General features: G+C 69.2%; 20 protein-coding genes and 1 pseudogene. 10 read left to right on the forward strand and 11 right to left on the reverse strand.

Features of this window, described 5'->3' with window-relative positions; genetic code table 11:
• The first annotated feature begins 225 nt into the window (after positions 1–225).
• Positions 226–2,082: an ABC transporter ATP-binding protein gene (locus tag ACSFBM_RS30175; protein WP_435487674.1), complete on the forward strand. Its 1,857-nt coding sequence runs from the start codon at positions 226–228 to the stop codon at positions 2,080–2,082.
• An 8-nt stretch (positions 2,083–2,090) separates the two neighbouring features.
• On the opposite strand, the gene ACSFBM_RS30180 is transcribed toward ACSFBM_RS30175, so the two are convergent.
• Positions 2,091–2,519, reverse strand: a complete 429-nt coding sequence (locus ACSFBM_RS30180) for a VOC family protein (protein ID WP_435487675.1) — start codon at positions 2,517–2,519, stop codon at positions 2,091–2,093.
• Between the two features lie 83 nt (positions 2,520–2,602).
• On the opposite strand from ACSFBM_RS30180, the gene ACSFBM_RS30185 reads away from it, so the two are divergent.
• The gene (locus ACSFBM_RS30185) at positions 2,603–3,184 is read left to right on the forward strand and encodes a TetR/AcrR family transcriptional regulator (RefSeq protein ID WP_435439255.1); all 582 of its coding nucleotides are present in this window, start codon (positions 2,603–2,605) and stop codon (positions 3,182–3,184) included.
• A gap of 16 nt (positions 3,185–3,200) precedes the next feature.
• On the opposite strand, the gene tssF is transcribed toward ACSFBM_RS30185, so the two are convergent.
• Both tssF and tssE read right to left on the reverse strand, forming a co-directional pair.
• The gene (gene tssF, locus ACSFBM_RS30190) at positions 3,201–5,081 is read right to left on the reverse strand and encodes a type VI secretion system baseplate subunit TssF (protein WP_435487676.1); all 1,881 of its coding nucleotides are present in this window, start codon (positions 5,079–5,081) and stop codon (positions 3,201–3,203) included.
• Positions 5,082–5,119: 38 nt separating this feature from the next.
• The gene (gene tssE, locus ACSFBM_RS30195) at positions 5,120–5,716 is read right to left on the reverse strand and encodes a type VI secretion system baseplate subunit TssE (protein ID WP_435487677.1); all 597 of its coding nucleotides are present in this window, start codon (positions 5,714–5,716) and stop codon (positions 5,120–5,122) included.
• A 442-nt stretch (positions 5,717–6,158) separates the two neighbouring features.
• Here tssE and ACSFBM_RS30200 point away from each other — a divergent pair, with 442 nt between their 5' ends.
• Entirely contained in the window at positions 6,159–7,577 is a 1,419-nt protein-coding gene (locus ACSFBM_RS30200; protein WP_435487678.1) for a DUF2868 domain-containing protein, read from the forward strand.
• Complete coding sequence (locus ACSFBM_RS30205) at positions 7,574–9,007, forward strand: GTPase/DUF3482 domain-containing protein (protein ID WP_435487679.1); 1,434 nt, start codon at positions 7,574–7,576, stop codon at positions 9,005–9,007. Before ACSFBM_RS30200 ends, ACSFBM_RS30205 begins: the two co-directional genes overlap by 4 nt.
• Before the next feature lie 23 nt (positions 9,008–9,030).
• On the opposite strand, the gene dctP is transcribed toward ACSFBM_RS30205, so the two are convergent.
• Together dctP and ACSFBM_RS30215 are read right to left on the reverse strand one after the other, a co-directional pair.
• Positions 9,031–10,023 carry a TRAP transporter substrate-binding protein DctP gene (gene dctP, locus ACSFBM_RS30210; protein ID WP_435487680.1) on the reverse strand — a complete coding sequence of 331 codons (993 nt, stop codon included), beginning with the start codon at positions 10,021–10,023 and terminating at the stop codon, positions 9,031–9,033.
• Between the two features lie 146 nt (positions 10,024–10,169).
• Positions 10,170–10,439: a hypothetical protein gene (locus ACSFBM_RS30215; protein ID WP_435487681.1), complete on the reverse strand. Its 270-nt coding sequence runs from the start codon at positions 10,437–10,439 to the stop codon at positions 10,170–10,172.
• Between the two features lie 181 nt (positions 10,440–10,620).
• Between ACSFBM_RS30215 and chrA the strand changes: the two genes are divergently transcribed.
• Entirely contained in the window at positions 10,621–11,991 is a 1,371-nt protein-coding gene (gene chrA / locus ACSFBM_RS30220) for a chromate efflux transporter (protein ID WP_435487682.1), read from the forward strand.
• A gap of 21 nt (positions 11,992–12,012) precedes the next feature.
• Here the strand turns inward: chrA and ACSFBM_RS30225 are convergent, their stop codons facing one another.
• A complete protein-coding gene (locus tag ACSFBM_RS30225) occupies positions 12,013–13,062 on the reverse strand; it encodes a DMT family transporter (RefSeq protein WP_435487683.1) in 1,050 nt (349 codons plus the stop codon).
• Positions 13,063–13,208: 146 nt separating this feature from the next.
• On the opposite strand from ACSFBM_RS30225, the gene ACSFBM_RS30230 reads away from it, so the two are divergent.
• Positions 13,209–14,660: a glycerophosphodiester phosphodiesterase family protein gene (locus tag ACSFBM_RS30230; protein ID WP_435487684.1), complete on the forward strand. Its 1,452-nt coding sequence runs from the start codon at positions 13,209–13,211 to the stop codon at positions 14,658–14,660.
• A 55-nt stretch (positions 14,661–14,715) separates the two neighbouring features.
• On the forward strand, positions 14,716–15,339 hold the full coding sequence (gene trhA, locus ACSFBM_RS30235; RefSeq protein WP_435487685.1) for a PAQR family membrane homeostasis protein TrhA: 624 nt from the start codon (positions 14,716–14,718) through the stop codon (positions 15,337–15,339).
• Between the two features lie 72 nt (positions 15,340–15,411).
• Here trhA and ACSFBM_RS30240 read toward each other — a convergent pair whose 3' ends face one another.
• From ACSFBM_RS30240 to ACSFBM_RS30255, 4 genes and pseudogenes are all read right to left on the reverse strand, one after another.
• On the reverse strand, positions 15,412–16,266 hold the full coding sequence (locus ACSFBM_RS30240) for an oxidoreductase (RefSeq protein ID WP_435439265.1): 855 nt from the start codon (positions 16,264–16,266) through the stop codon (positions 15,412–15,414).
• 146 nt (positions 16,267–16,412) lie between these two features.
• Positions 16,413–17,147 (reverse strand): annotated as a pseudogene (locus ACSFBM_RS30245) (cytochrome c biogenesis CcdA family protein); the annotation flags it as partial.
• Positions 17,148–17,419: 272 nt separating this feature from the next.
• Complete coding sequence (locus ACSFBM_RS30250; protein ID WP_435487686.1) at positions 17,420–18,217, reverse strand: DUF1266 domain-containing protein; 798 nt, start codon at positions 18,215–18,217, stop codon at positions 17,420–17,422.
• Positions 18,218–18,326: 109 nt separating this feature from the next.
• Entirely contained in the window at positions 18,327–19,223 is an 897-nt protein-coding gene (locus ACSFBM_RS30255) for a LysR family transcriptional regulator (protein ID WP_435487687.1), read from the reverse strand.
• Positions 19,224–19,336: 113 nt separating this feature from the next.
• Between ACSFBM_RS30255 and ACSFBM_RS30260 the strand changes: the two genes are divergently transcribed.
• On the forward strand, positions 19,337–19,780 hold the full coding sequence (locus ACSFBM_RS30260) for a VOC family protein (protein ID WP_435439268.1): 444 nt from the start codon (positions 19,337–19,339) through the stop codon (positions 19,778–19,780).
• A gap of 264 nt (positions 19,781–20,044) precedes the next feature.
• Here the strand turns inward: ACSFBM_RS30260 and ACSFBM_RS30265 are convergent, their stop codons facing one another.
• On the reverse strand, positions 20,045–20,830 hold the full coding sequence (locus tag ACSFBM_RS30265; protein ID WP_435487688.1) for a DeoR/GlpR family DNA-binding transcription regulator: 786 nt from the start codon (positions 20,828–20,830) through the stop codon (positions 20,045–20,047).
• Between the two features lie 256 nt (positions 20,831–21,086).
• On the opposite strand from ACSFBM_RS30265, the gene deoC reads away from it, so the two are divergent.
• Positions 21,087–22,154 carry a deoxyribose-phosphate aldolase gene (gene deoC / locus ACSFBM_RS30270; RefSeq protein ID WP_435487689.1) on the forward strand — a complete coding sequence of 356 codons (1,068 nt, stop codon included), beginning with the start codon at positions 21,087–21,089 and terminating at the stop codon, positions 22,152–22,154.
• Between the two features lie 4 nt (positions 22,155–22,158).
• Positions 22,159–24,588 (forward strand): aldehyde dehydrogenase family protein, encoded by a 2,430-nt coding sequence (locus ACSFBM_RS30275; protein ID WP_435487690.1) that lies wholly within the window; start codon positions 22,159–22,161, stop codon positions 24,586–24,588.
• Positions 24,589–24,639 lie beyond the last annotated feature (51 nt).

The raw sequence follows: 24,639 nt of genomic DNA on the forward strand, positions 1-24,639 counted from the left end.
TTTTGAGCGCCTGGCGCATGACCGCGACCTGACTCTGTGTGGAGGTGACGGCGCCGCATGCAGGGTGCCTTCAGGTTGCATCTGCAGCAGTTCCGCAGACTGTGCGCCGATGCTCAAGCGCAGGCCCCGGGACTAGACGCGGCCCGAAGCGCCACGGAACGCACCTTTTCGGGGCAAGGTCATGCCGCCGCGGCTAAAGTCCTGACTCTCTGGGAGACCGTCTACTTGTTCCGCTTCTTCGAAAAACTACTTCACCCCTACCCCGCCGCCGAACCCACCCTCCCGCCGCAGGGCTTCCTGGCCTTCCTGTGGGCCTGCACGCACGGCGTGCGCGGCAAGATCGCGGCAATGGCGGCGCTCACCGCCGTCATGTCGATCTTCGAGGCGGCGCTGTTCGCCATCCTCGGGCACGTCGTCGACTGGCTCGGCGGCCAGGTGCCGTCGCGCCTGTGGGCCGAGCGCGGCGACACCCTGCTGTGGCTGGCCGGGTTCCTGGTGATCAGCATCGGCGTGGTGGCGCTGCAGACCATCGTGAAGCACCAGACGCTCGCGGTGAACCTGCCGATGCGCCTGCGCTGGAACTTCCACCGGCTGATGCTCGGCCAGAGCATGTCCTTCTACCAGGACGAGTTCGCCGGCCGCATCACGGCCAAGGTGATGCAGACGGCACTCGCAGTGCGCGACACGGTGTTCGTGCTGGCCGACGTGCTGGTGGCCATGGGCGTGTACGTGGCCACCATGATCATCCTGGTGGGCGTGCTCGACGCGCAGCTGGTGTGGCCCTTCGTGATCTGGCTGGTGCTGTACATCGGCGCGCTGGTGTACTTCGTGCCGCGCCTGGGCAAGGTCGGCAAGGCGCAGGCCGATGCGCGCTCGCTGATGACCGGGCGCGTGACCGACGCCTACACCAACATCGCCACCGTCAAGCTGTTCTCGCACACGCAGCGCGAGGCCGGCTTCGCACGCGACGCCATGCGCGAATTCATGCACACAGGCTACGGCCAGATGCGCCTGGTGAGCGCGTTCGAAATCGTCAACCACACGCTGAGCATGGGCCTCACGGCCGGCATGGCGGGCATGGCGCTGTGGCTGTGGTCGCAGGGCGCGGTCGGCGTGGGCGCGGTGGCCGCGGCCACCGCGATGGCGCTGCGGCTGCAGGGCATGTCGCACTGGATCATGTGGGAAATGACCAGCCTGTTCGAGAACATCGGCACGGTGCAGGACGGCATGAAGACGCTGTCGCGCCCGCGCACCGTGCTCGATGCGGCCAACGCCAAGGTGCTCGAGGTGCCGCGCGGCGAGGTGCGTTTCGATCACGCGAGCTTCCGCTACGGGGACGCGGGTCGCCGCGTCATCGAGGACCTGAACCTCACGGTGAAGCCCGGCGAGAAGATCGGCCTGGTCGGCCGCTCGGGCGCGGGCAAGTCGACGCTGGTGAACCTGCTGCTGCGCTTTCATGACCTGGAGAGCGGCCGCATCCTGATCGACGGGCAGGACATCGCGCATGTCACGCAGGACTCGCTGCGCAGCCACATCGGCATGGTCACGCAGGACACCTCGCTGATGCACCGCTCGGTGTCCGACAACGTGGCCTACGGCCGGCCCGACGCCACGCAGGCGCAGATCGAGGCGGCGGCCCGGCGCGCCGAGGCGCACGACTTCATCCAGACGCTGGGCGACGCGAGCGGACGGCGCGGCTACGAGGCGCATGTGGGCGAACGCGGCGTGAAGCTGTCGGGCGGCCAGCGCCAGCGCGTGGCCATCGCGCGCGTGATGCTGAAAGACGCGCCGATCCTGCTGCTCGACGAAGCCACCAGCGCGCTCGACTCCGAGGTCGAGGCGGCCATTCAACAGAGCCTGTACACGCTGATGGAAGGCAAGACCGTGATCGCCATTGCGCACCGGCTGTCGACCATCGCGGCGATGGACCGGCTCATCGTGCTCGACGAAGGCCGCGTGGTGGAAGAAGGCGACCACCGCACGCTGATGGCGCAGGGCGGGCTGTACGCGCGGCTGTGGGCGCACCAGAGCGGCGGGTTCCTGGGCGAAGACCTGGGCGAGGGAGAGGCGCTGCGGGCCTGAGCCTTGCGTCAGGTCGGCAGCGCGCCGGGCTCGTACTGCCGGGCGAACTCCCCGCTCGGCGGGATCGGCTTGATGATGTCGATCAGCACGCCGTTCGGGTCGCGCGTGATGAAGTGCCGCTGGCCGAAGGCCTCGTCGCGCAGGGGCAGCAGGATCGGCAAGCCGGCCGCCTTGAAGCGCTCGTGCACCGCGTCGGGGTCGTCCACCTCGAAGTTCAACAGCAGCCCGCCCGCCACCTGGCCGCGCGCGACGGCAGGAATGGTCTCGTGGCGACCGTCGAGCACGGCGAGGTTGACCGACGGATCGTCCGCCAGCTGCAGATGCACATACCAGTCGCTCGTGAACAGCGGCGTGAATCCGAGATGCGAACGGTAGAAGCCGGCGGTGCCCGCCACGTCTTCGGTCATGACGACGGGGTAATAGCTCGTGACTTTCATGGGTCGGACCTTTCCATAAAACATACAGACTGCATGCATGTTAAATACTAACCTACAGACAGCCTGCATGTAAATTACCGCGCATGGCCACCAACCGCGAACGCACCGAAACCACCCAGCTGGCCTTGCTCGAGGCCGCCCGCGTCCTGTTCGTCAGCAAGGGCTACGGCGACACGTCCACCCCCGAAATTGCCGTGGCCGCGGGCATCACCCGAGGGGCGCTGTACCACCACTTCGCGGACAAGCGCGACCTGTTCCGGCAGGTGCTGGTGCGCGAAGCCATGGCGGTCGCGGCCGACATCGAGGCTGCGGCACCCGCGCAGTTGGAGCCGCGCAAGGCCTTGCTGGAAGGCAGCGAGGCCTACCTGACTGCCATGACAGTGCCGGGCCGCACACGGCTGCTGCTGGTCGACGGCCCCGCCGTCTTGGGCATGGCGGAAGTGATGGCCATGGACGACGCCAACGCGGCGCACTCGCTGCGCGAAGGCCTGAAACGCGCCGGCATGGGGCGCGGCGAAGTCTGCGTCGATGCGCTGTCGCAGTTGCTGTCGGCGGCGTTCGACCGGGCCGCGCTGGAGATCGATGCGGGCGGCGACGCGAAGGAGATTCGTGCGGCCATGCGCTGGCTGATCGAGCAGGCACTGGGGCCCGTCAAGAAACGCTGAAGCGCACAGCCCGTCGTCAGACGATGCCTCGCCCGCCCATGCGCACCGGCCACTTCGCCACCGTGCCGCGCTGCATCGACTCGAGCACCGTCTGCGTGAACACGTTGATGCTCACGTGCCGCGCGAGGTAGTGCTCCAGCACCAGGCCCAGCAGGTAGGGGCTGGTGCCCGAAAAGCCTTCTTCGTCGACGCTCAGCGTGCATTGCACGCCGCGCCCGTAGATCAGCGGCCCCGCGCCGGGCAGGCGCCGCGTCACCGGTTCGATGCGCGAGCCGACGAGGCTGTCGATCTGGCGGCCCAGCACGTCGTTGTCGGCGGTGACGAACAGCCGCAGCATGCCGCGCAGCGCCTGGGCGCCCTCGCGGTGCGGCATGTCGGCCAGCGGCAGGTGGTTGAAGCCCAGCTGGCGAATCAGGCGCCAGGCGATTTCGCGCTGTGCAAACGGCGACTTGGGCGTGCTCGGCGGGCGAATGAGGCCCACGGCCGAGACCGGCACGGAGTCGGCCACCGCCAGGTCTGAATGACCGTTGCGCGGCACCAGGCACGGCAGGTCGCGGTTCGTGAGCATCGCCTTCACCGACAGGTAGCGCAGGCTGCCGGGGTACGGCGCCTCGTGCTGGTCGACCAACGAAAGGAACACCTCGGTGCCGATGTACGGCGTGCGCGTGCCGTACTTGCGTGCGGTGTCGGACGCGAGCCTCTGCTCGCGGCGCACCGAGAAGTAGCGCCCGTAGTTGCCCTCGTCTTCGTTGAGCGTCTGGTAGAGCGGACGAAACTCCAGCTCGGCCGTGGTCTGCGCCTGCTGCCCCGCAATGCGCTGCACCGAATAGACCTCGAAGTCGAGCGGGCGAGAACGGTCGGGCACCAGGTGGAACTCGGGTTGCGCCTCGTCGAGTTCGATGCGGTCGGTGCGCCGCTCGAACAGGTTGACCACCGGCGTGCTGAACAGCGCGAACTGGCCCGCGTCGACCAGTGCGCCCAACGCACCCGGCGGCTTGCTCAGCAGCACCACGATCTCGACCTCCTTGCCGTGTGTGCGCGCCAGGCCGGGTGCCAGCTGCGTCAGCGTGAAGAAGTAGAAGCGCTCGGGGCACGAGAAATATTCGTGCAGCAGGTTGTGGCCGTGAAAGGTGTTCCACTCCAGCGGCAGCAAGCCCTCGCCGGGCGCCAGGCCTTCGTGCACCAGCGCGCCTTCGGTCACCACGTGCGGCCGGTCGGCCAGCTTGCCGGGCTCCCCGACGAAGGTGGCCACGGCCGAGGTGTGCAGCAGCTCGAACAGGTGCGAGGCCACCTGCTCGTTGCCGCGCAGGTAGATGGGCAGCCGGTCGAGCCCCACCAGCGCGCTGAAGTTCATTTCGCCCACGATGCGCAACCGAAGGCGCAGCGCGCCCGTCACCTGCACGTTCGGCGGCAGGTAGCGCTCCAGCGCGGGAATGTCGGGCGGCGCGCCCGTCAGCCTGGCGTCGACGATCTCGAAGGGCCACAGCGTCACGTCCTGGCTGGAGCGGAACTCGCAGGGCGTTTCCTCGCCGGTTGGCACGCGCGCATGGAAGGCCGTGCCGCGCGGCACCACGAAGCCGCGCGTGAAATCGCCCTCCTTCACGCTGGGATGCAGTTGCGCCACGGCCATCGACGGCGTGGGGCTCAGGTAGTTGGGGTACAGCACCTCGAGCAGGCGCTGCGTGAAGCGCGGGAACTCCGCGTCCAGCTTGATCTGCATGCGCGCCGAAAGGAAACTGAAAGACTCGATCAGCCGCTCCACGTAGGGGTCGGCCACCTCGATGCCGTGCATGCCCAGGCGACGGGCGATCTTGGGGTGCGACTGGGCGAACTCGCCGGCCGCCTCGCGCATGTAGACCAGTTCTTTGTTGTAGTAGTCGAGGAGTTGGGGGTCCATGGAATCCGGGTCCCTGAAGTGAAGATAAAGGAAACGCGTCAGCGCGCGACGCGCAGCACGCTCATACGGTTGGTTTCGAGATCGACCGCGCTCTGCACCATGAACTCCAGCGGGTAGGGCCGCAGATGGATCTGCGCGCGGATCTCGAACAGCAACACGTTGTATTCCTCGGCCGCGCCGTCTTCCTTCATGAGCGGCACCACCGACACCGTCTCGGGAATCAGGCGCGGCTCGTAGTCCTGCACGGCGCGGCGGATGATGCGTTCGATGTCCGCCCACTTGCGCTGCGACAGGTAGCTGCCCGCCAGCGGCGGCACGCCGAAGTTGAGGGTCGACGCGGCCGCTTCGGCATGGCGCTCGCGGTCGATCAGGTCCTCGGCATTGGTGGTGTTGAGCAGGAAGGCCAGGTCGCGCTGCACGATGTCGCGCATCTGCGCGGGCGTGACGGTGTAGTCCGAGGGCAGCTCCGAGGTGCGGCTGGGCGCCTCGTCGCGCAGGCGGTCGAAAAGCGTGGGAAGCAGGTGCGCATTGACGCGCGTCGGGGTGGCATCGGCTGCGCGTGGCGAGCGCGCGCCGGGGTGGGCGGGATGGCCTGGGCGTGGGCCGGAAAAAGGGGGGTGCTCGGTGGGTCGCATGGCCGTGCCTTTGCTGGAAGGGCCAGAGTCTTGCGTGGATGCACGCGGCCTATTGCAAACAATGGTCACATCTGGTGCACGCCCTCCGAGAAAAACGGACAAACCGGGGAAATGTCATGGCAATGCGCTTCGCGAGTCCTACACCACACGCCGCCCCTTGCCGACAGTCAGGAAGCCCCTGCGGAACGAAGCTGTACGCATATTCAACACACAGGAGCCCTCGCGTGAATTCCATCATCTATATCGTCGGTCTGGTCGTGGTCGTGGTTGCCGTGCTTTCGTTCTTCGGCCTTCGCTGAGACCTGGCACGCGCCACCGACTCTTTGCACCCTGGGAAACGGGGCCGCTTGCGGCCCCGTTTCTCATGGGGGCGCCTGCGGCGCGGCGGGCATAATTTGCGCGCCCTGACCCTGCGCGGGGCCTCCTCAGCGAAGGGCCCCTGTTGACCGACACCGCGTTGCGCGAATCTGCTTTTTCCGATGCGGTGATCACCGAGGCTATTCGATGGGCCGAGCAGAACGGCCCGCTGGACGACGCGCAAGCCATGCGCGCTGCGGCCTCGCACACTGCCGGCAGCCACGCGCAAATCACCGAGCGTGCGCTTCGCCTCGGCGAACGCCTCGGCCTCCAAACCGAACTGACCCGCGCCCGCGTCTGGGCACCGTGGGTGCTGCTGGGCATGGTCGCGCTCATCGTGCTTGCAGGCCTCGGCCTTGCGGGCAACGTGGTGGGCGGCGGCGAGCGCCATATCAACGTGATCGTCGCGCTGGTCAGCCTGCTGGGCCTGCATGCCCTCACGCTGCTGGCCTGGCTGGCCGGCCTGTGGCTGCCGGCGGGCATATTGGGCAGCGCGTCGCTCGGGTGGATCTGGCTGTCGCTCACCGCGCGGGTGGCGGGCGGCAAACGCGGACAGGCGCCGCTGCTGGTGCGCGCCGCCACCGGGCTGCTGTCCCGCGCCAGGCTGCTTCCATGGGCTTTCGGCCTGGTGAGCCACGGCATCTGGTCGCTGTCGTTCGCGGTGGTGCTGGCCGCGATGCTGTTCGCGCTCGCCTTTCGCAGCTACACGCTGAGCTGGGAGACGACGATCCTCGATCCGGCATTCTTCGTGCAGGCCGTGCAGGTGCTGGGCTGGGCGCCCTCGAAGCTCGGCTTCCCGGTGCCCGACGCCGCCACCATCCTGGCCGCCGCGCCCGGCGCAACCCACGCGGGAGGCCAGCGCACCTGGGCGCTGTGGCTCACGGGGTGCATCGTGGTCTACGGCCTGCTGCCGCGCGTGGCCCTCGTGCTGTGGAGCGCCGCCATGTGGCGCAGCCGCCGCAAGGCGCTGCAGCCCGACTGGCGCGAGCCCTACTACCGCCAACTGCTCGCCCGCTTCGCCGCGATGGCACCGGCGGCCATCGTCGACGCCGACCCCGGCCGTACGCAGGGTGCCACGCCCGCGGGCCTGTCCGATTCGCAACTGCACGACCTGCTGTTCGTGGTCGGCTTCGAGCTGCCACCCGATACGCCCTGGCCGCCGCCGGCCTTGCCCGCCACCGAGGCCGCGCAGGTGCAACGCATCGACGGCAGCGCGACGTCGCGCCGCGCGCTGCTCGACCAGTTGGCCCGCGTGCGTCCACGCACCGTGCTGCTGGTGTGCCACGCCGCGTCGAGCCCCGACCGCGGCACCGAGCGCTTCCTGCGCGAAGTGCTGGCGCATTGCGGCGAATGCCGCCTCTGGCTGGCCGATGCACCCAACGCCGACGCCACGCAGCGCTGGCTCGATTGGCTGCAAGGCACCGGCCTGCAACGCATCGCGGCCGGCGACAGCCTGGCCACCGCCCTGCGCCCGACCGCCGCCGCGATCGCCACCGCGCCATGACACAGCCGCCCATCCGCATCGCCGTCGTCGGCCACACCAACGCGGGCAAGACCTCGCTGCTGCGCACGCTCACCCGGCGCGTGAACTTCGGCGAAGTGTCGGACCGCCCCGGCACCACGCGCCATGTCGAATCGGTCGACCTCGAGGTGGACGGCGCGGCCGCCGTGCGCTTCTTCGACACGCCCGGCCTCGAAGACGCCGTCGCACTGCGCGAGCACCTCGCCGGTTTCCACATGCAAGGCACGCAGGCCACGCCGCCCGAGCGCATCCGCCAGTTCCTGCAAGGCCCCGAGGCCCACGGCGTGTTCGAGCAGGAGGCCAAGGTGCTGCGCACCATGCTCGACATCGACGCTGCCTTTCTCGTCATCGATGTGCGCGAGCCGGTGCTGCCCAAGTTCCGCGACGAGATCGAGTTGCTCAATTCCTGCGCACGCCCCGTGCTGCCGGTGCTGAACTTCGTGCGCGACGCCGCCAGCCGCGAGCCGGCGTGGAAGGCGCTGCTGTCGGCCTACGGCCTGCACGTGCAGGTGCGCTTCGACGCGGCCGCGCCCTTCGTCGGCGCCGAGCAGGACCTGTACAACGACCTGGCCACGCTGCTGCGCGAGCGCCGCGAGGTGCTGCGCGGCGTGGTCGATGCGCTGAACGCCGAGGCGGCCCGGCGCCGGCAGTCGGCCTGCACGCGCATCGCCGAGCTGCTGGTCGATGCCGCGGCGGTGCGCCGCACGGTGTCGGCCACCGAATTCGCCGACACGGGACGCCGGCAGACCCTCGTGGCCGCCCTGCAAAAAGCGGTGTTCGACAAGGCCCAGCGTTGCACCGACGACCTGCTCGCGCTCTACGGCTTCCGCCAGGGCGACGCCGACGAGGCGCCGCTGCCCCTGGTCGAAGGCCGATGGACGCTCGACTTCTTCAGCCCCGAAGCCATGAAGGACGCGGGCCTGCGCCTGGGCAAGGGCGCGGCCATCGGCGCGGCGGTGGGAGTGGTGGCCGACCTGGCCGTGGCAGGCATCTCGCTGGGCGCCGGCGCGGCGCTGGGCGGCGCCATCGGCGGCGCGGTGTCGCAGGGCTGGGGCCCGCTCGGGCGCAAGATCGCCAACAAGCTGCGCGACATGCACGAGCTCACGGTGGAAGACAGTGTGCTGTTCGCGCTGATCGCGTGGCAGCTTCAGCTTGCGCAGGCGCTGGAGCAGCGCGGCCATGCGGCCACGCAGCGCATCGGCGCGAACGCGCCCGCCGGTGGCGACGCGCAGACCCAGGCCGCGGCCGCCGCCGTGCGGGCCGCGCAGCCGGCGCGCAACCATCCCGACTGGGAAACAAGCACGGGCGCAGGCTCGGTCGCTGGCCGCATCTTCTGGCGGCCGTCACCGCAGCGCGAGGCGCTCGTTGCCGACCTGTCGCACGGGCTGCGAAGCGCTTTCGGGCCCGCCTGACCAGCGGCCAGACCCGCGCCGCGTCAGTGGGCGCCGGAGGCCAGCGCCTGCAGCCGGGCGTAGTCGCCCGGCCGCGCGCCCAGCTGCTCGGGCGTGGAGCGCTTGACGATGCGCTCCTGGAACAGCTGCCGGTTGACCGTCGACACCGTCATGCCCTTGCCGCGCAGGAACTGCTCGTCTTCCAGCTCGCCGGCAATCACGCCGACGTTGGTCCATCGGGCGGTGTCGGCGAGCACCTTCTCGAGCATTACCTGCTGCGGCGGCGCCAGCCGGGCCCAGGCGGCCTTGCCGATCACGATGCCCAGCGTGTCGTAGACGTGCGCCGTCAGCATCACGTACTTCTGCACCTCGTAGAGCTTCTTCGACCTGACGATGCCCAGCGGGCTGTCCTGCGCCTCGACCTCGTTCTTCTTCAGCGCGCCGTACAGGCTCATGAAGGGCAGCGTCACCGGCTTGGCGTCGAGCGCGGTGGCGAACAGCTGGTAGGCCGCGGCGTCGGGCACGTACAGCTTCAGGTCGCGGAAGTCTTCGGGCCTGGCCAGCGGCCTGGCGGACGTGACCTGGCGCGCGCCGTAGTACACGGCGGCCACCATGCGGTTGCCGCTCTTCTCGTTGTAGCCCTTCATCAGCTCCGCCAGCAGCGGGCTGGCCAGGTACTTGCGCACATGGTCGAGGTCCTTGAACGCAAAGGGGTAGCTCGCCAGGTTCAGCGGCGCATAGCCCTCGGCCAGCGTGGCCTGCCCGACGTAGGCGATCTGCACCGAGTCGTTGGCCAGCATCAGCGGAAAGTCGGACTCCTGCCCCAGCTTCGAGGAAGGCACCACCTCGACCTTGATCTTGCCTTCGGACTGTTCGGCGATCTTGCGCGCCGCCATTTCGGCCTGCTGGTGGAAGATGCTCGTGGGCTCGTAGACATGCGCCCACTTGAGCTGCAGCACCTGGGCCTGCGCGGCGACGGCGCTTGCCAGCGCCAACAGGAACAGGCCGGCGCGGTGCCACGGCAAGAAGCTTTTCATCGACTCTCCCTCGGGTTGAGAACAGTCCGCCGCATGCAAGATCGACGCCATGGCCGCGGGCAGACACCGGGTCGCGCCCGGCGGGGCAAGCCTACGGATGCGCACCGGAACCCGGAAGCGGGTTTGCCCGCGCGAGATTGAAGCGGTCAGCCGCCGCGCGAGGCGGCCGCCCGTCGCGCGCGTGCCCGCTTCAGCGCGCGGGCCAGAACCCACGCAGCCAGCAACAGGCAGCCGAAGGCCGGCAACGCCCAGACGAAACCGCTGGTGGTGTAGACGGTCTGCGTGTCGGCGTCGTAGTGCCGGCCCAGGTCGTTGAAGTCCCAACGCAGGTAACGGTCGTACCAGGCCCAGAAGAAGAAGGCCGATGCGGCGAGCGACAGGGTCAGGGCGGCGATGGTGGCGAGGTGTTTGGGCATGGGTTTGCGCTCTGCATTGTCGGCGCGCGTGCCGGTGCTGCTGCAACTGCCGCGCATGCGTGCGGCACAGCGAGAAACAGCCGGGCCCTGCTACGATCCGCCTCCCCGGGGCCTCAGCCTCCCGGTCTGCAAAGTCAGACGGTGTCCCGTCCAAGTGCTGGCAACCCGACCGGAGCCTTCCGTGGACACCGCACGCACCGACGCACCCCCTGACCCTTCTGCCCCTCTTCAACCCGTTTCTTTCGGCGAAGCCTTCCGCTTCTGGCTCAAGCTCGGCTTCATCAGCTTCGGCGGCCCGGCGGGGCAGATCGCCATCATGCACACCGAGCTGGTGGAACGCCGGCGCTGGATTTCGGAGAAGCGCTTCCTGCATGCGCTCAACTACTGCATGCTGCTGCCCGGCCCCGAGGCGCAGCAGCTGGCCACCTACATCGGCTGGCTCATGCACCGCACCTGGGGCGGTGTGGTGGCCGGCGCGCTGTTCGTGCTGCCGTCGCTGTTCATCCTGATCGCGCTGTCCTGGGTCTACATGGCCTACGGCAACGTGCCCGTGGTGGCGGGCATCTTCTACGGCATCAAGCCGGCGGTGACCGCGCTGGTGCTGCACGCGGCGCACCGCATCGGCACGCGGGCGCTGAAGAACCCGTGGATGTGGGGCATCGCGGGCGCGGCCTTCCTGGCGATCTTCGCCTTCGACACGCCGTTTCCCGCCATCGTGATCGGGGCCGGGCTGATCGGCCACTTCGGCGCGCGCTGGGCGCCGGGCGTGTTCGCGCTGGGCGGCGGCCACGGCAGCGCCAAGGCGGGCTACGGGCCGGCCCTGATCGACGACGACACGCCCACGCCGCCGCATGCGCGCTTCACCCGCGGCCGGCTGGCCAAGGTGCTTGCCGTGGGCCTGGTGCTGTGGGCGCTGGCCATGGGCGGCCTCGTCGCCACGCAGGGCTGGCACGGCACGCTGGCGCAGATGGGCGCGTTCTTCACCAAGGCGGCGCTGCTGACCTTCGGCGGCGCCTATGCCGTGCTGCCCTACGTGTACCAGGGCGCGGTGGAGCAGCACCACTGGCTCGACGGCAGGCAGATGATCGACGGCCTCGCCCTCGGGGAAACCACGCCGGGCCCGCTGATCATGGTGGTGGCCTTCGTCGGCTTCGTCGGCGGCTGGCTGCAGCAGGTGGCCGGGGCGGGCGCACCTTTCATGGGCGGTGCGCTTGCGGCCACGGTGGTGACCTTCTTCACCTTCCTGCCCTCCTTCGTCTTCATCCTCGCGGGCGGGCCGCTCATCGAGGCCACGCACGGCAAGCTCGGGTTCACCGCGCCGCTCTCGGCCATCACCGCGGCCGTGGTCGGCGTGATCCTGAACCTTGCGCTGTTCTTCGCCTACCACGTGCTGTGGCCGCAGGGCTTCGGCGGGCACTTCGACGCCATCTCGGCCGTCATCGCCGTGGCGGCGACCGTGGCGCTCTTCAGGTTCAAGGTCGGCGTGTTGCCGCTGCTCGGTGGCTGCGCGGCCGTCGGCCTGCTGGTGACGCTGGTGCCCGGCTTGCGCTGAGCGCTGGGTTCGGCGCGCAGTTCAATGCGGGTGCGCGTGGTGCGCGTCCGGCACATGCGGATGCGCATGGCGCTGCGGCAGGTGCCGGTGCGGGTGGCTGTGCTCGCCGGCGGGCATCGCGTCATGCACGTGATCGTGGTGCCCGTCGTCGTGCCGGTGCGCGTGCTCATGGTCGAGCAGGTCGTGGTCGTGCGCGTGGCCGTGCGATTCGGCCAGGTGCAGCACCACGCCGGCCAGCATCAGCACGCCGCCGGTCGCCATGCCCCAGCTCAAGGCCCGGTCGCCCAGCCCGATCGCGACCAGCGCGCCGATGAAGGGCGCGAACGCGAACACCGAGCCCGTGCGCGCCGCGCCGAAGGCCCGCTGTGCCAGCAGGTACAGCCGCAGGCTCAGACCGTAGCCGGTGGCGCCAATGGCCGGCAATGCCAGCGCGGCCGGCCCATGCGGCAGCGGTTCCCCGGCCACAAGCGCCAGCACGAGCGTCGCGCCCGCACCGAGTGCCGACTTGCCGAGCACCACCTGCCCCGGATCGCGCTCGGCCAGCGCACGCGACAACGTGTTGTCGATGCCCCAGGCCGCCGTGGCAGCCAGCACCGCGAGCAGCCCCAGCAGTTGCACGCCGCCGCTCAGCCCCCGATCGACCACGAGCACGAGGCCGCCTGCGAGCAGCAACAGCATCGCGCTCCAGACGCGGCGGTCCATCACCTCGCGGTACAGCGCGCGCGCCAGCACCGCCGTGAACAGTGCCTCGAGCGCAAGCATCAGCGAAGCGCTGGTGCCGCTGGTTTGCTGCAGGCCCCACACGAGTGCGACCGGCCCGATGACCGCGCCGAACAGCGCCATCCACGAGAGCCGTATCAGGTCGGCGCGGCGCAGCGCCGCTTCAAGCGCCACGGGCCGGCGCAGCCAGGCGCCCATGCAGGCGGCGCCGGCATAGAGCAGCGCCGCCGTGGTGAACGCGCCCAGCCCCTCGCCCGCGCGCTGCACCAGCGGCGTGCTGATGCCGAAGAGCGCCGCCGCAAGCAGGGCCAGCAGGCCGCCGCGCAGGGCAGGCAGATGAGGAAGGTGCATGGCGTCGTTCTCACAGAGCGCGGGTGCGCGCCGCGATTCTGCACGGCGCCCGCGCATGCGAACGAGCCGGTCACCGTCGCGTCACGGGCCAAACCTAGCATCCGGCGGCTTTCGTTCTCCTTCCAATACACACGCGAAGACCGCCCATGACACAGATCGTTCCTGCTCCCGCGCCCCGCCCGGTTCGCGCCGTCCTTGCGGCCATGGCCTCGATCGGCGGCTGCCTCGTGATCGCCGCCTGCGGCGGCGGCAGCGACAACGGCGCCGTGTTTCCGGTGCTTCCGCCGGCCCCCGCGCCTGCGCCTGCACCGGCACCCCCAGCGCCCGCGCCCGCGCCGCTGGGCACGCTCGACGGCTCGGTGCCCCTCGTCATCGGCCACCGCGGCCTGCCGGGCCTGTACCCCGAGGAAACGAAGACCGCCTACGAAGCCGCAGCCGACGCCGGTGCCGATTCGCTCGAAACCGACCTGCACCTCACGAAGGACTGCGTGCTGGTGGCGCGCCACAACCCCTGGCTCAGCGACAACACCAACGTGGCCGACGTGGCCGCGACCAACGCCGCCGTCGCGGCCCGCAAGCGCACCGTGCCGGGCGTGCTGGTCAATGTGAAGTACCCGGCCATCGCCGAGAACGGCCCGGCCCAGTACAAGAGCGACCTGACCGACCCGAGCGATCCGAAGTCGGTGCTCAAGTCGCTCATCGTCGACGGCGAGGACCACACCAACGACTGGTCGATCACCGACTTCACCATGGACGAGCTGCGCCAGTGGATTCGCGGCACCACCTACGACGCCAGGGACCAGCGCCCGACCGAGCTGAACGGCAAGCTGCCGATCCTGAGCTTCCAGGAGGTCATCGACATCGCCCGGGCCAAGAGCGCCGCCACCGGCCGCACGCTCAGCGTGTACCCGGAAACCAAGAACCCGATCTGGAACAACGCGCAAGCCATTGCCAACGGCTGCGGCCCGGCGGGCAGCCATCCGCTGGAAGACGCGCTGCTCAAGGTCATGAACTTCAACGACCTCAACCGCAAGGACGCGCCGATCTTCGTGCAGAGCTTCGAGCCCGAGAGCCTGAAGTACCTGCGCTCGGCCGGCATGAAGGCGCGCGCGGTGCAGCTGGTGGACGGCAACGACGTCAACTACCAGACCGGCGAAATGATCTACGTGACCAACGACGTCTACACCTTCGTCGACGGCCGCCCCTACAGCTGGACGCTGGCCGGCAACCCGAAGTGGTTCGGCGAGATGCTCACGCCCGCCGGCCTGGCCGAGGTGAAGACCTATGCCGACGGCATCGGCCCGTGGAAGCCGCAGGTCATGGCCCACACCGTCGTGCCGTTCGTCGCGGGCAAGGGCCTGGCGGACGTGAACACCGTGAAGCCCACCGCGCTGATCGCCGACGCGCACAAGGCCGGCCTGTTCGTGCACAGCTACACCTTCCGCAACGAAGCCAAGTACCTGGCCGGCGTGTACAAGGGCGACCCGGCGGCCGAGTACCTCGCGTACTTCCGCGCCGGCATCGACGGCGTGTTCTCGGACTTCGCGAACACGGCCTTCGCCGCGCGCAAGACCTACCTGAAGGAAACAGGCCGCTGAGGCCCCGCCCCTCCCCGCACGCACACGCACACACACGCAGCAGGCAGCCCACGACATGTACCCCGGCGAACGACTCAACGGCTACAGCCACCTGCTCGGCCTGCTGCTCGCGCTGCCCGCGGCGGCGGCGCTGCTGCTGAAGACCGTGCCCACCGGCGACCCCGCGCGCATCGCGGGGGCGCTGGTGTTCTCGCTCTCCGCCGTGGCGCTGTACGCGGCCTCCACCCTGTTCCACAGCACGCGCGGGCGCCTGAAGCGCATGTGGGAGCGGGCGGACCACTGCGCCATCTACCTGCTGATCGCGGGCACCTACACGCCTTTTGCGCTGGTCACGCTGCAGGGTGCGTGGGGTGGCTTGCTGCTGGCGATCATCTGGGGGGCGGCGCTGTTCGGCATCTGGCGCGAGCTGAGGCCGGCCAGGGGCGACGCGCCGCAGAAGCCTCCGCTGTGGCTCTACATCGGCATGGGCTGGCTCGGCGTGCTGGCCGCCGTGCCGCTGGCCGCGCGGCTCGACACCGCCGGGCTGGTGTGGCTGCTGGTCGGCGGCGTGCTGTACACGGCGGGCACGGTGTTCTATCGCAACCGGCAAGGCTTTCGCCATGCGCACGGCGCCTGGCACCTGTTCGTGCTGGCGGGCACGGCGAGCCACTACGTGGCGGTGGGCTGGTTCGTGCTTTAGGGCAGCAGGCCTTCCGCGTCAGCCGTGCCTGGCATGCGCTGCACCTGCCAATGACATGCAGACCCGAGCGGCTCAGCCCTCGCCCGGCGGAAAATCGGCGCCCAGTGTCGTGGCCTCCCACGCATCGAAGTCGCCACGCATGAACTCGAGCTTCTTGCGCGCCAGGTCGAGCGCCGCCTTGCCCAGCACCAGGCGCAGCGGCGGCTTGTCGGACAGCGCGGCGTCGATGATGGCCTGCGCGGCGCGCACCGGGTCGCCGGCCTGGTTGCCGCTGCGCGCGGCCGTCTGCCTGCGGCGCTCGCCGGCGGTGGCGTCGTAGGCCTCGATGCGCGTGGCCGACTGCTGGATGGAAGGCCCCGCCCAGTTCGTGCGGAACGGACCCGGCTCGACGATCAGCACGCCGATGCCCAGCGGCTTGAGTTCCACCGCCAGCGATTCCGAGATGCCTTCCACCGCGTACTTGGTGCCGTGGTAATAGCCCGTGGCCGCAAAGCTCGCGAGCCCGCCGATGGACGACACGTTCACCACCAGGCCGTTGCCCTGCGCGCGCATCACCGGCAGCACGGCCTTGGTCATGTCGATCAGGCCGAAGACGTTGGTCTCGAACATGTCGCGCACTTCCTTGTCGTCGCCCTCCTCGATAGCGGCCAGGTAGCCGTAGCCCGCGTTGTTGACGAGCACATCGATGCGCCCGAAATGCTGCCGCGCCTGCGCCACCACCTGCTCGATCTGCCCGCGTTGCGTCACGTCCAGCGGCAGCACCAGTGCGCGGTCGCCATGGCCCTCGGCAATGTCGGCCACCTGCGCGGGGTTGCGCGCGGTGACCACGGCGCGCCATCCGCGCGCCAGCACGAGCTTGGCAAGTTCGCGGCCGAAGCCGGTGGAGCATCCCGTGATCAGCCAGACGGGGTCGGTTCGATTCATCATCTTTGAAACTCCATGAAACAACGGGTGTGGATTGGGAAAGGCGTCGCGGCCGCACAGGCTACGCCGGATCGATGACCCTGTCCGGTGTGCGAGAACGAGATCGGTGCCGGCCGTCACTGCCACGGGGACTTCTTTTCAACCGGCTTGTTCGACCGCACCTTGTCGACCAGTGCCTGCTCCACCGAGGCGGTGCTCGCAACCGACAACTGCGCCAGCACGCCGGTGTCCAGCCCCAACGCGATGGCGGCCACGCCGCACAGCAACGCCACGCCGATGCCGCGGCGAATCCATTCACCGGCGCCCAGCGACTTCTTCATGGCCTTGAACAGGCGCCCGCCGATCAGCAGCGCGCCCGCCAGCGAGGTCGCGGCACCCGCCGCATAGGCCAGCAGCAGCAGCGAGGTCTGCGCGCTCGCGCCGCCCAGCGCCGCGCCGGTCAGCACCAGGCCGAGGATCGGGCCAGCGCAAGGCGCCCACAGCAGGCCCGTGGCCACACCCAGCAGCACCGAGGTGACGAAGGACGAACGCCGCCCGAGCGCAGCGTCGCCATCGGCCGAGGCCGACAGCCGCTCCCCCCAGCTCACGAGCGGCCGCGCGAGGTGCGCCGCCAGCCGGGGAAGCAGCAGCGTGATGCCGAACAGTGCCATCAGCACGATCGCCACCAGGCGCCCGTACTGGTTGGCCTGCACTGCCCAACCGCCGCCGACTGCGGCGAGCGAGGCCACGCCGGCGAAGGTCAACGCCATGCCGAGCAGCAGCGGCAGGCCGCTTTTCAGGAACGGCTGGTCGCCGCGCGCGAACACGAAAGGAAGGACCGGAAGAATGCAGGGACTGAGGATGGTCAGCACCCCGCCCAGGTAGGCGACGACGAAGAGCAGCATGGGCACCGTCCGTGGAAATCAGGCTGCGCCCAAGGTGAACTTCATGGCCAGCCGGACGGCCGGCGTGCCGGCTCTAGGAACGAAGCGGCGCCCTTGGTGGTGGTTCATGGCGAATGCATCCTTGGAGGTGAAGGGGTGCATACGCGGCTTCGATGTGCATGGGTGCGCATAGCGCAGGGCGTGCCATCCAACAGCTTTCGAATCCGCGTCCCCTGCGGCTTAGTTCGGGCGCCGGGCGATGAAGGTTACGCCCTGTGCCCGCCGCTCCAAAGTCAGCGAAGCGCCGTGCTGCGATACGGGCTGCGTGCGTCGCTCAGCAAGAGGCGGTTCGTGCGCAGCAGGTTCTCCTCGCGCTCATCCGAATACCGCCAGACCAGGCCGCCCGCAATGTAGGCGGCGCTCACCTGCGCCCAGTCGGCATACGCCTGCTGCACCTGGGGCTTGAGGCCGCCTGCAAACCCCGCGAACTCCGCGCGATCGATGAAACCCAACTGGACCGCCCAGCGCGACAGGCTCGCGAGGCGCACGGCGTCCCATGCCACCAGGCTGGCGATCTGCGCGGGTTGAACCTTGAAGTGCTTCCTCAGTTCGTCCACCCATGACCGGCTGTTCGTCACCAGTTGCGAAACCTCGGAGAACGAATGGCCGCTTTGCGCCGCCAGCGCCTTGTAGTCGAGGCTCTTGCGCGCCTTGATCTGGAAGAAGGCGGGGAAGGACGTGTCCACCAGCGCGCGCAACAGCGGGTGGGTCGTCTGCACGGCGTCGTCGACCGCCGCGATGGCCTGCCACACCGAGGCGTAGACCGTGCGTTGCCCCTCCTGCACGAGCCAGCGGGCCTTCTCCTCGAAGCTGGCGCGGTCGTGCACGCCCCATACCTGCGCGATGCCCTCGCGCAATTCGTCGTCGTCCTTGCCCGTGGGCACCGAATTGACGTAGTCGCCGTTGAAGGCGCTGAGCGGTGCACTCAATGTGACCAGCCACGCTTCCTCGGCGGTGGCGTCCGGCGCCGGGTCGAAGTGAAGCTTGTCGTTGTCCAGCAGCGCGTGGCCGATGATGTCCCTGATCCCCATACCTTGACCTCCTGAGTTTTGAAAGGCGCCGGCAGTGACGGCGCGAAACGAGCGAACCGAAAGGCGCAGGCATTCTATGCAGCGGTCCGTGTCGACCGCGCTGCAGCCGTCAGTGCATGCGCGCCCGGTCCGCGTCCAGGACCTGGTAGGCAGCACACACCCCCTGTGCCAGCTCGCGGGCCGCGTCGCCAAGATCGCGCCGGCTGCGGTGCACCAGCCCGATCTCGCGGTGGAAGGTGTGATGCCCCAGATCGATTGCGCGCACCGCGGCCGGCCAGCGGCGGTGCGTGACTGTTTCGGGCACCAGTGCCACGCCCACGCCCTTGGCCACGAGCGCGACGATGGCCTCCAGCTCGTCGACTTCGCACACGTCTCGCACCTCCAGGTGCGAGGCGCGCAGGAAGCGTTCGACCTGCCGGCCGCCGAACGACGCGCGGTCGTAGCGCACGAAGGGCTGGCTCGACAGGATTGCGGCCCAGTCGTCGCCCGCGAGCTGCCGTGGCACCAGCAGCCGGAAAGGCTCGCTCGCCAGCGTGGTCCAGCGCAGGTCGCCATGCATCGAGAACGGCGGGCGGATGATGACCGCCATGTCGAGCTCTCCCGCGTCGACCTGGTCGGCGAGCGACATCGACACGCCCGGGATCACCCGCGTGCGGCCGCCTTCGCGCTGCCTGTGAAACCGGGCCAGCACGTCGGGCAGCACCGAGCGCTGTGCCGATGCAATGGCACCGATGCTGACAAGCGCCGTCGACGCCTGCCCGACCGGGTCGGCACCGAGATTGCCGTAGAGCCGGAGCAGTTCCTGCGCCTGCGCGAGCGTCTGGCGGCCCGCCGCGTTCAGCAGCGCGGAGCGCCCCGTGCGGTCGAACAGCGCGACGCCCAACTCAGCCTCCAGCCGCTGCATCTGCGCGCTGACGGCCGCCTGCGTCAGCCCGATCTTCTCGCCCGCCCCCGAGAAGGTGCCTTCGTTCGCCACGGCGATCAGGGTCTTCAGTTCGCGAATCATTCATCAATCCTTTTGATGCTCAGACCCAATATATATTGATTTGATTTTTGATTCGTGGAACCTACGATCGCGGCTTTTCCCTGCCCTTCATTCCTTCTTTGAAAGCCACGCGCATGAACGCCCCCACGACCAACCCCGGCTTGATGTCGCCGTTCCATCTCGCATTTCCGGTGCATGACCTCGCACTGGCGCGCAGCTTCTACGGCGAAGTGCTCGGTTGCCCCGAAGGCCGCAGTTCGCCCGAGTGGATCGACTTCAATTTCTACGGCCACCAGATCGTTGCGCACCTGGCGCCCGAAGCGACAGGCGCGGCCCAGCTCAATGCGGTGGACGGGCACGGCGTGCCGGTGCGCCACTTCGGCATCGTGCTGCCGATGGCGGACTGGGAAGCCGCCGCGGCCCGACTGCGCGCCGCGGGCACCGAGTTCGTCATTGCGCCGTACATCCGGTTCAAGGGAGAGCCCGGCGAACAGGCGACCATGTTCTTCCTGGACCCGTCGGGCAACGCGCTGGAGCTGAAGGCCTTCGCCGACATTTCGATGCTCTTCGCGAAGTAGCACGCGGCGGTGCCGCGCCGGACGATTCGGTGACAGCCCGCCAGCATCGGGGAACCGCCCTCGTGGGCGGGCGCCGGAGCGACCCCTACCAGCGCCGGATGACCGTCATGCGCACTATGAGTCGGCACTGAAAATTTGTATGTGCGCGGGCGTACCGACCGGTGCGGGCATCGCTGCGTCAAATGCGCCCGCAGGAATTCGATGACCCGCGCTGAGCGATCAGGGCTGCCGCATGCCGGCAGGGAGCTGGCACTTTCGCAGGTCTCAGGTCTGCGCCCTTGCAAACTCCACCGGCAGTTCCCTGAACTGCTTCTTCACCGCCGCCACGGGCGCGCCGCCCACCACGATGCGCGCGAACGCATCCAGCGGGCTGAAAAAAGCCGGCCGCAACTTGCCGAGCTTGCTTTCGTCGACGATGAGAAAGCTCTCCGACGCGCTGCGTATCGCCGCCTGCTTCACCGGCACTTCATGAAAGTTGGAGCAGCTCGCGCCGCGCTCCTGGTCCAGCCCGCCGGCCGAGATGAAGGCCTTGTTCACCCCCAGCTTGTTCAGGTACTGCAGGCCTTCGTCGGAGAAGAAGGTGGCCGATGAAGGGTGGTACAGGCCGCCCATCAGCATCAGCTGGGTGTGGGGGCGGCGGCTGAGCACCGCCGCGATGTTCGTGGAGTAACACACCACGCTCAGCGGCATGTCCGGCGGCAGCGCTTCGGCGAAATGGACCATGGTCGTGCCGCAATCGATGAACAGGCTGTCGTGCGGCTGCACCCACCTGGCCGCACGCTCGCAGGCCAGGCGCTTGTTGGCCGCGTGCTGGTCGCTGGCCTCGTCGAGCGAGTAGCGATCGGCGCCCGGCAGCGTGGTCGCCAGCACATAGCCGCCGAGGGCGGAGAGCGGTGAATCGACCGACGACAGGTCGCGCCGGATGGTCATCTCGGTCACGTCCAGCCGCTGCGCGGCCTGCTTGATCGGCAACGGCCCGCCGGCCTCGACGAGCTCCTGCATCTTTGTCAGGCGCACGGCCCGCGCTTCGGCTCCGGCGGTTTTTCGCATGTTCGGGTTCCTTGGATCCAAGTTTTGGAGTATCGGGCATTGCCCGGTCTCAAAATGTTATTTCAAAAACATCTTGCCTAAATAAATGTTGTTGCAATAACATTCGGTGCAACACGCCGCCGGCCCTGCACGGCAGCACGCACGACACGGACCCCCGCTGCATCGCACTGCGATGCCAAGCCACGGAGACAACAGACATGCCCTTTGCCTGCCTGCCGCACCAGCGGCCCCTGCGCGCCACGGCGCCTTCCACTCCATGACTTCCACTTCACTCGTTCGCGCCAGCGGCGCTGTGCGCTCGCGTCCGGCACCGCCCGCCACCGCCGTCGCCGCAGCCGCAAACCCGGCACCCGCACCCGCTGCACAGCCCCACGCGGCCGCGCGCAACACCGCACAGCCTTTCGACAGCGGCTGGTTCGACAGCATCCGCATCAACCTCTCGGCCGCCGAGCGCCGCGTGGCCACCTTGCCCGGGCGCCGTTCGGTCAAGAAAGACGCGCAGGCCGGCTGGCTGCTGAAGGCCATCACCTGCATCGACCTGACCACGCTCAACGGCGACGACACGGCCGAGCGCGTGCGCCGGCTCTGCGCCAAGGCGGTGACGCCGGTGCGCCCCGACCTGCTGGCCGCGCTGGGCTTCGCAGACCGCACGCTGCACACGGGGGCGGTGTGCGTGTACCACCGCTTCGTGTCGACCGCGGTCGAGGCGCTCGCGGGCACGGGCATTCCGGTGGCGGCGGTGTCCACGGGCTTTCCGGCGGGGCTGATTCCGCACGAGCTCAAGCTCAAGGAGATCGAAGCCTCGGTGCGCGACGGCGCGGCTGAGATCGACATCGTCATCACCCGCGAGCACGTGCTCACCGGGCAGTGGCGAAAGCTCTACGACGAGATGCGCGACTTTCGCCTGGCAGCGGGCGATGCGCACGTGAAAGCCATCCTGGCCACGGGCGAGCTGAAGACGCTGCGCAACGTCGCCAAGGCCTCGATGGTCTGCATGATGGCCGGCGCCGACTTCATCAAGACCTCCACCGGCAAGGAAGGCGTGAACGCCACGCCGCTGGTCACGCTGGTGATGCTGCGCATGATCCGCCAGTACGAGGCCCGCACCGGCTTTCGCGTGGGCTACAAGCCGGCCGGCGGTGTGTCCACCGCCAAGACGGCGCTCGACTACCAGGTGCTCATGAAGGAAGAGCTGGGCCGCCCCTGGCTCGAGCCCGAGCTGTTCCGCATCGGCGCCTCCACGCTGCTGGCCGACATCGAGCGCCAGCTGGAGCACCACGTCACCGGCCGCTACTCGGCCTTCAACCGCCACCCGATCGGATGACCCGATGAGCAGCAGCCAGAACAACAGCAACAGCAACGTCGCACGCTATTTCGACACCATGGACTACGGCCCCGCGCCAGAGAGCGACACCGACGCGCGCCAATGGCTCACACGCCATGCCGAGGGCTTCGGCCACTTCATCGACGGGCGCTTCACTGCGGCAGGCACCGGCGCGCATTTCGAGACGGCCGAGCCCGCCACCGGCCAGCGCCTGGCCCGCATCGCCCAAGGCTCGGCGCAGGACGTGGACGCCGCCGTGGCCGCCGCGCGCGCCGCGCAGCCCGGCTGGCTCGCACTCGGCGGACATGGCCGTGCTCGGCACCTGTACGCACTGGCGCGCATGGTGCAGCGCCATGCGCGCCTGCTCGCCGTGGTCGAGGCGCTGGACAACGGCAAGCCCATTCGCGAGACCCGCGACCTCGACGTGCCGCTGGTGGCGCGCCACTTCTATCACCATGCCGGCTGGGCGCAGCTGCAGGAACGCGAGTTCGCGGACCAGGTGCCGCTGGGCGTGGTCGGCCAGATCATTCCGTGGAACTTCCCGCTGCTGATGCTCGCGTGGAAGATCGCGCCCGCGCTCGCGCTGGGCAATACGGTGGTGCTCAAGCCCGCCGAGCTCACGCCGCTGAGCGCCCTGCTCTTCGCCGAACTCGCCGCGCAGGCCGGCCTGCCGCCGGGCGTGCTGAACGTGGTGACCGGCGACGGCGCCACCGGCGCGGCACTGGTCGCGCACGAAGGCGTCGACAAGATCGCCTTCACCGGCTCGACCGACGTGGGCCGCCTCATCCGCGAGGCCACCGCCGGCTCGGGCAAGTCGCTCACGCTGGAGCTGGGCGGCAAGTCGCCCTTCATCGTGTTCGACGACGCGGACATCGACGCCGCCGTCGAAGGCGTGGTCGACGCCATCTGGTTCAACCAGGGCCAGGTGTGCTGCGCCGGCTCGCGGCTGCTGCTGCAGGAAGGCATTGCCGACGACTTCATCGAGCGCCTGAAGCGCCGCATGCGCAGCCTGCGCGTGGGCTCGCCGATGGACAAGGCCATCGACATGGGCAGCCTGATCGACCCCACGCAGCTTGAGCGCGTGCGAACGCTGGTCGCCACCGGCGTGCGCGAAGGCGCGAGCTGCTACCAGGCGCCGGGCGCGCTGCCGCCGGGCGGCAGCTTCTTCCCGCCCACGCTGCTGACCGGCGTGCACCCCGCATCGACCGTGGCCACCGAAGAAATCTTCGGCCCCGTGCTGGTGACGATGACCTTCCGCACGCCCGACGAAGCCGTGGCGCTGGCCAACAACACGCGCTACGGCCTGGCGGCCAGCGTGTGGAGCGAGACCATCGGCCTGGCACTGGGCATTGCGCCGCAGCTGCAGGCCGGCGTGGTGTGGGTCAACGCGACCAACCTGTTCGATGCGGGCGTGGGTTTCGGCGGCTACCGCGAATCGGGCTACGGCCGCGAAGGCGGGCGCGAGGGCTGCTACGAATACCTGAAGCCGCGCGCATGGGCCGAGCGCAAGCCGCGCGCCGCGCCAGTGAACGCACAAGCCGCGAACGAAACGAACAAGGCGCAGGCCAAGCCTTCGTCCACGCTCCCGGCCATCGACCGCACGGCCAAGCTGTTCATCGGCGGCAAGCAGGTGCGCCCGGACGGCGAACTGTCGCACCCGGTGCTGGCGGCCAGCGGCCAACGCGCGGGTGAAGTCGGCACGGGCAACCGCAAGGACATTCGCAACGCAGTCGCCGCCGCGCGCTCGGCGGCCGGCTGGTCGAGCGCCACGCCGCACCGCCGCGCACAGGCGCTGTACTACCTTGCGGAAAACCTCTCTGCCCGCGCCGACGAATTCGCCGCGCGCATCGCCAGCCTCACCGGCGTGGCCTCGCGCGCCGCGCAGGCCGAAGTCGATGCATCGGTGAGCCGCCTCTTCGCCTACGGTGCATGGGCCGACAAGTACGAAGGCACGGTGCACGTGCCGCCGTTGCGCGGCGTGGCGCTGGCCACCGTCGAGCCCATGGGCGTGGTCGGCGTGGTGTGCCCGGACGAGTCGCCGCTGCTGTCCTTCGTGAGCCTGTTCGCGCCGCTCATGGCCATGGGCAACCGCACGGTGGTCGTGCCGAGCGAGAAGCATCCGCTGATCGCCACCGACTTCTACCAGGTGTTCGAAACCTCCGACCTGCCGGCCGGCGTGATCAACCTCGTGACCGGCCCCGCCGCGAGCCTGGCCCAGACGCTGGCCGAGCACGACGACGTCGATGCGCTGTGGGTCTTCGGCGCAAGGGAGCTGTCGCGCAACGCCGAGCGCCTGTCGGTGGGCAACCTCAAGCGCACGCTGGTCGACCACGGCCTGGCCACCGACTGGCACGACGCGACGTCGGCCGAAGGCCCGCTGTTGCTGCGGCATGCCACGCAGGTCAAGAACATCTGGATTCCCTTTGGTGAATGAACGTGCGAATGAACGTGGCGCGCACGCCGAAACCAAGGGAAATCCCCGAAT

It is taken from the genome of Variovorax pasteuri, assembly GCF_051216435.1.
Classification (GTDB): domain Bacteria; phylum Pseudomonadota; class Gammaproteobacteria; order Burkholderiales; family Burkholderiaceae_C; genus Variovorax.

Coding starts and splice junctions, on each gene's coding strand:
- ACSFBM_RS30180 (WP_435487675.1), bottom strand. CDS start 2,519: ATGAAAGTCACGAGCTATTACCCCGTCGTCATGACCGAAGACGTGGCG.
- ACSFBM_RS30185 (WP_435439255.1), top strand. CDS start 2,603: ATGGCCACCAACCGCGAACGCACCGAAACCACCCAGCTGGCCTTGCTC.
- tssF (WP_435487676.1), bottom strand. CDS start 5,081: ATGGACCCCCAACTCCTCGACTACTACAACAAAGAACTGGTCTACATG.
- tssE (WP_435487677.1), bottom strand. CDS start 5,716: ATGCGACCCACCGAGCACCCCCCTTTTTCCGGCCCACGCCCAGGCCAT.
- ACSFBM_RS30205 (WP_435487679.1), top strand. CDS start 7,574: ATGACACAGCCGCCCATCCGCATCGCCGTCGTCGGCCACACCAACGCG.
- dctP (WP_435487680.1), bottom strand. CDS start 10,023: ATGAAAAGCTTCTTGCCGTGGCACCGCGCCGGCCTGTTCCTGTTGGCG.
- ACSFBM_RS30215 (WP_435487681.1), bottom strand. CDS start 10,439: ATGCCCAAACACCTCGCCACCATCGCCGCCCTGACCCTGTCGCTCGCC.
- ACSFBM_RS30225 (WP_435487683.1), bottom strand. CDS start 13,062: ATGCACCTTCCTCATCTGCCTGCCCTGCGCGGCGGCCTGCTGGCCCTG.
- ACSFBM_RS30230 (WP_435487684.1), top strand. CDS start 13,209: ATGACACAGATCGTTCCTGCTCCCGCGCCCCGCCCGGTTCGCGCCGTC.
- trhA (WP_435487685.1), top strand. CDS start 14,716: ATGTACCCCGGCGAACGACTCAACGGCTACAGCCACCTGCTCGGCCTG.
- ACSFBM_RS30240 (WP_435439265.1), bottom strand. CDS start 16,266: ATGATGAATCGAACCGACCCCGTCTGGCTGATCACGGGATGCTCCACC.
- ACSFBM_RS30250 (WP_435487686.1), bottom strand. CDS start 18,217: ATGGGGATCAGGGACATCATCGGCCACGCGCTGCTGGACAACGACAAG.
- ACSFBM_RS30255 (WP_435487687.1), bottom strand. CDS start 19,223: ATGATTCGCGAACTGAAGACCCTGATCGCCGTGGCGAACGAAGGCACC.
- ACSFBM_RS30260 (WP_435439268.1), top strand. CDS start 19,337: ATGAACGCCCCCACGACCAACCCCGGCTTGATGTCGCCGTTCCATCTC.
- ACSFBM_RS30265 (WP_435487688.1), bottom strand. CDS start 20,830: ATGCGAAAAACCGCCGGAGCCGAAGCGCGGGCCGTGCGCCTGACAAAG.
- deoC (WP_435487689.1), top strand. CDS start 21,087: ATGACTTCCACTTCACTCGTTCGCGCCAGCGGCGCTGTGCGCTCGCGT.
- ACSFBM_RS30275 (WP_435487690.1), top strand. CDS start 22,159: ATGAGCAGCAGCCAGAACAACAGCAACAGCAACGTCGCACGCTATTTC.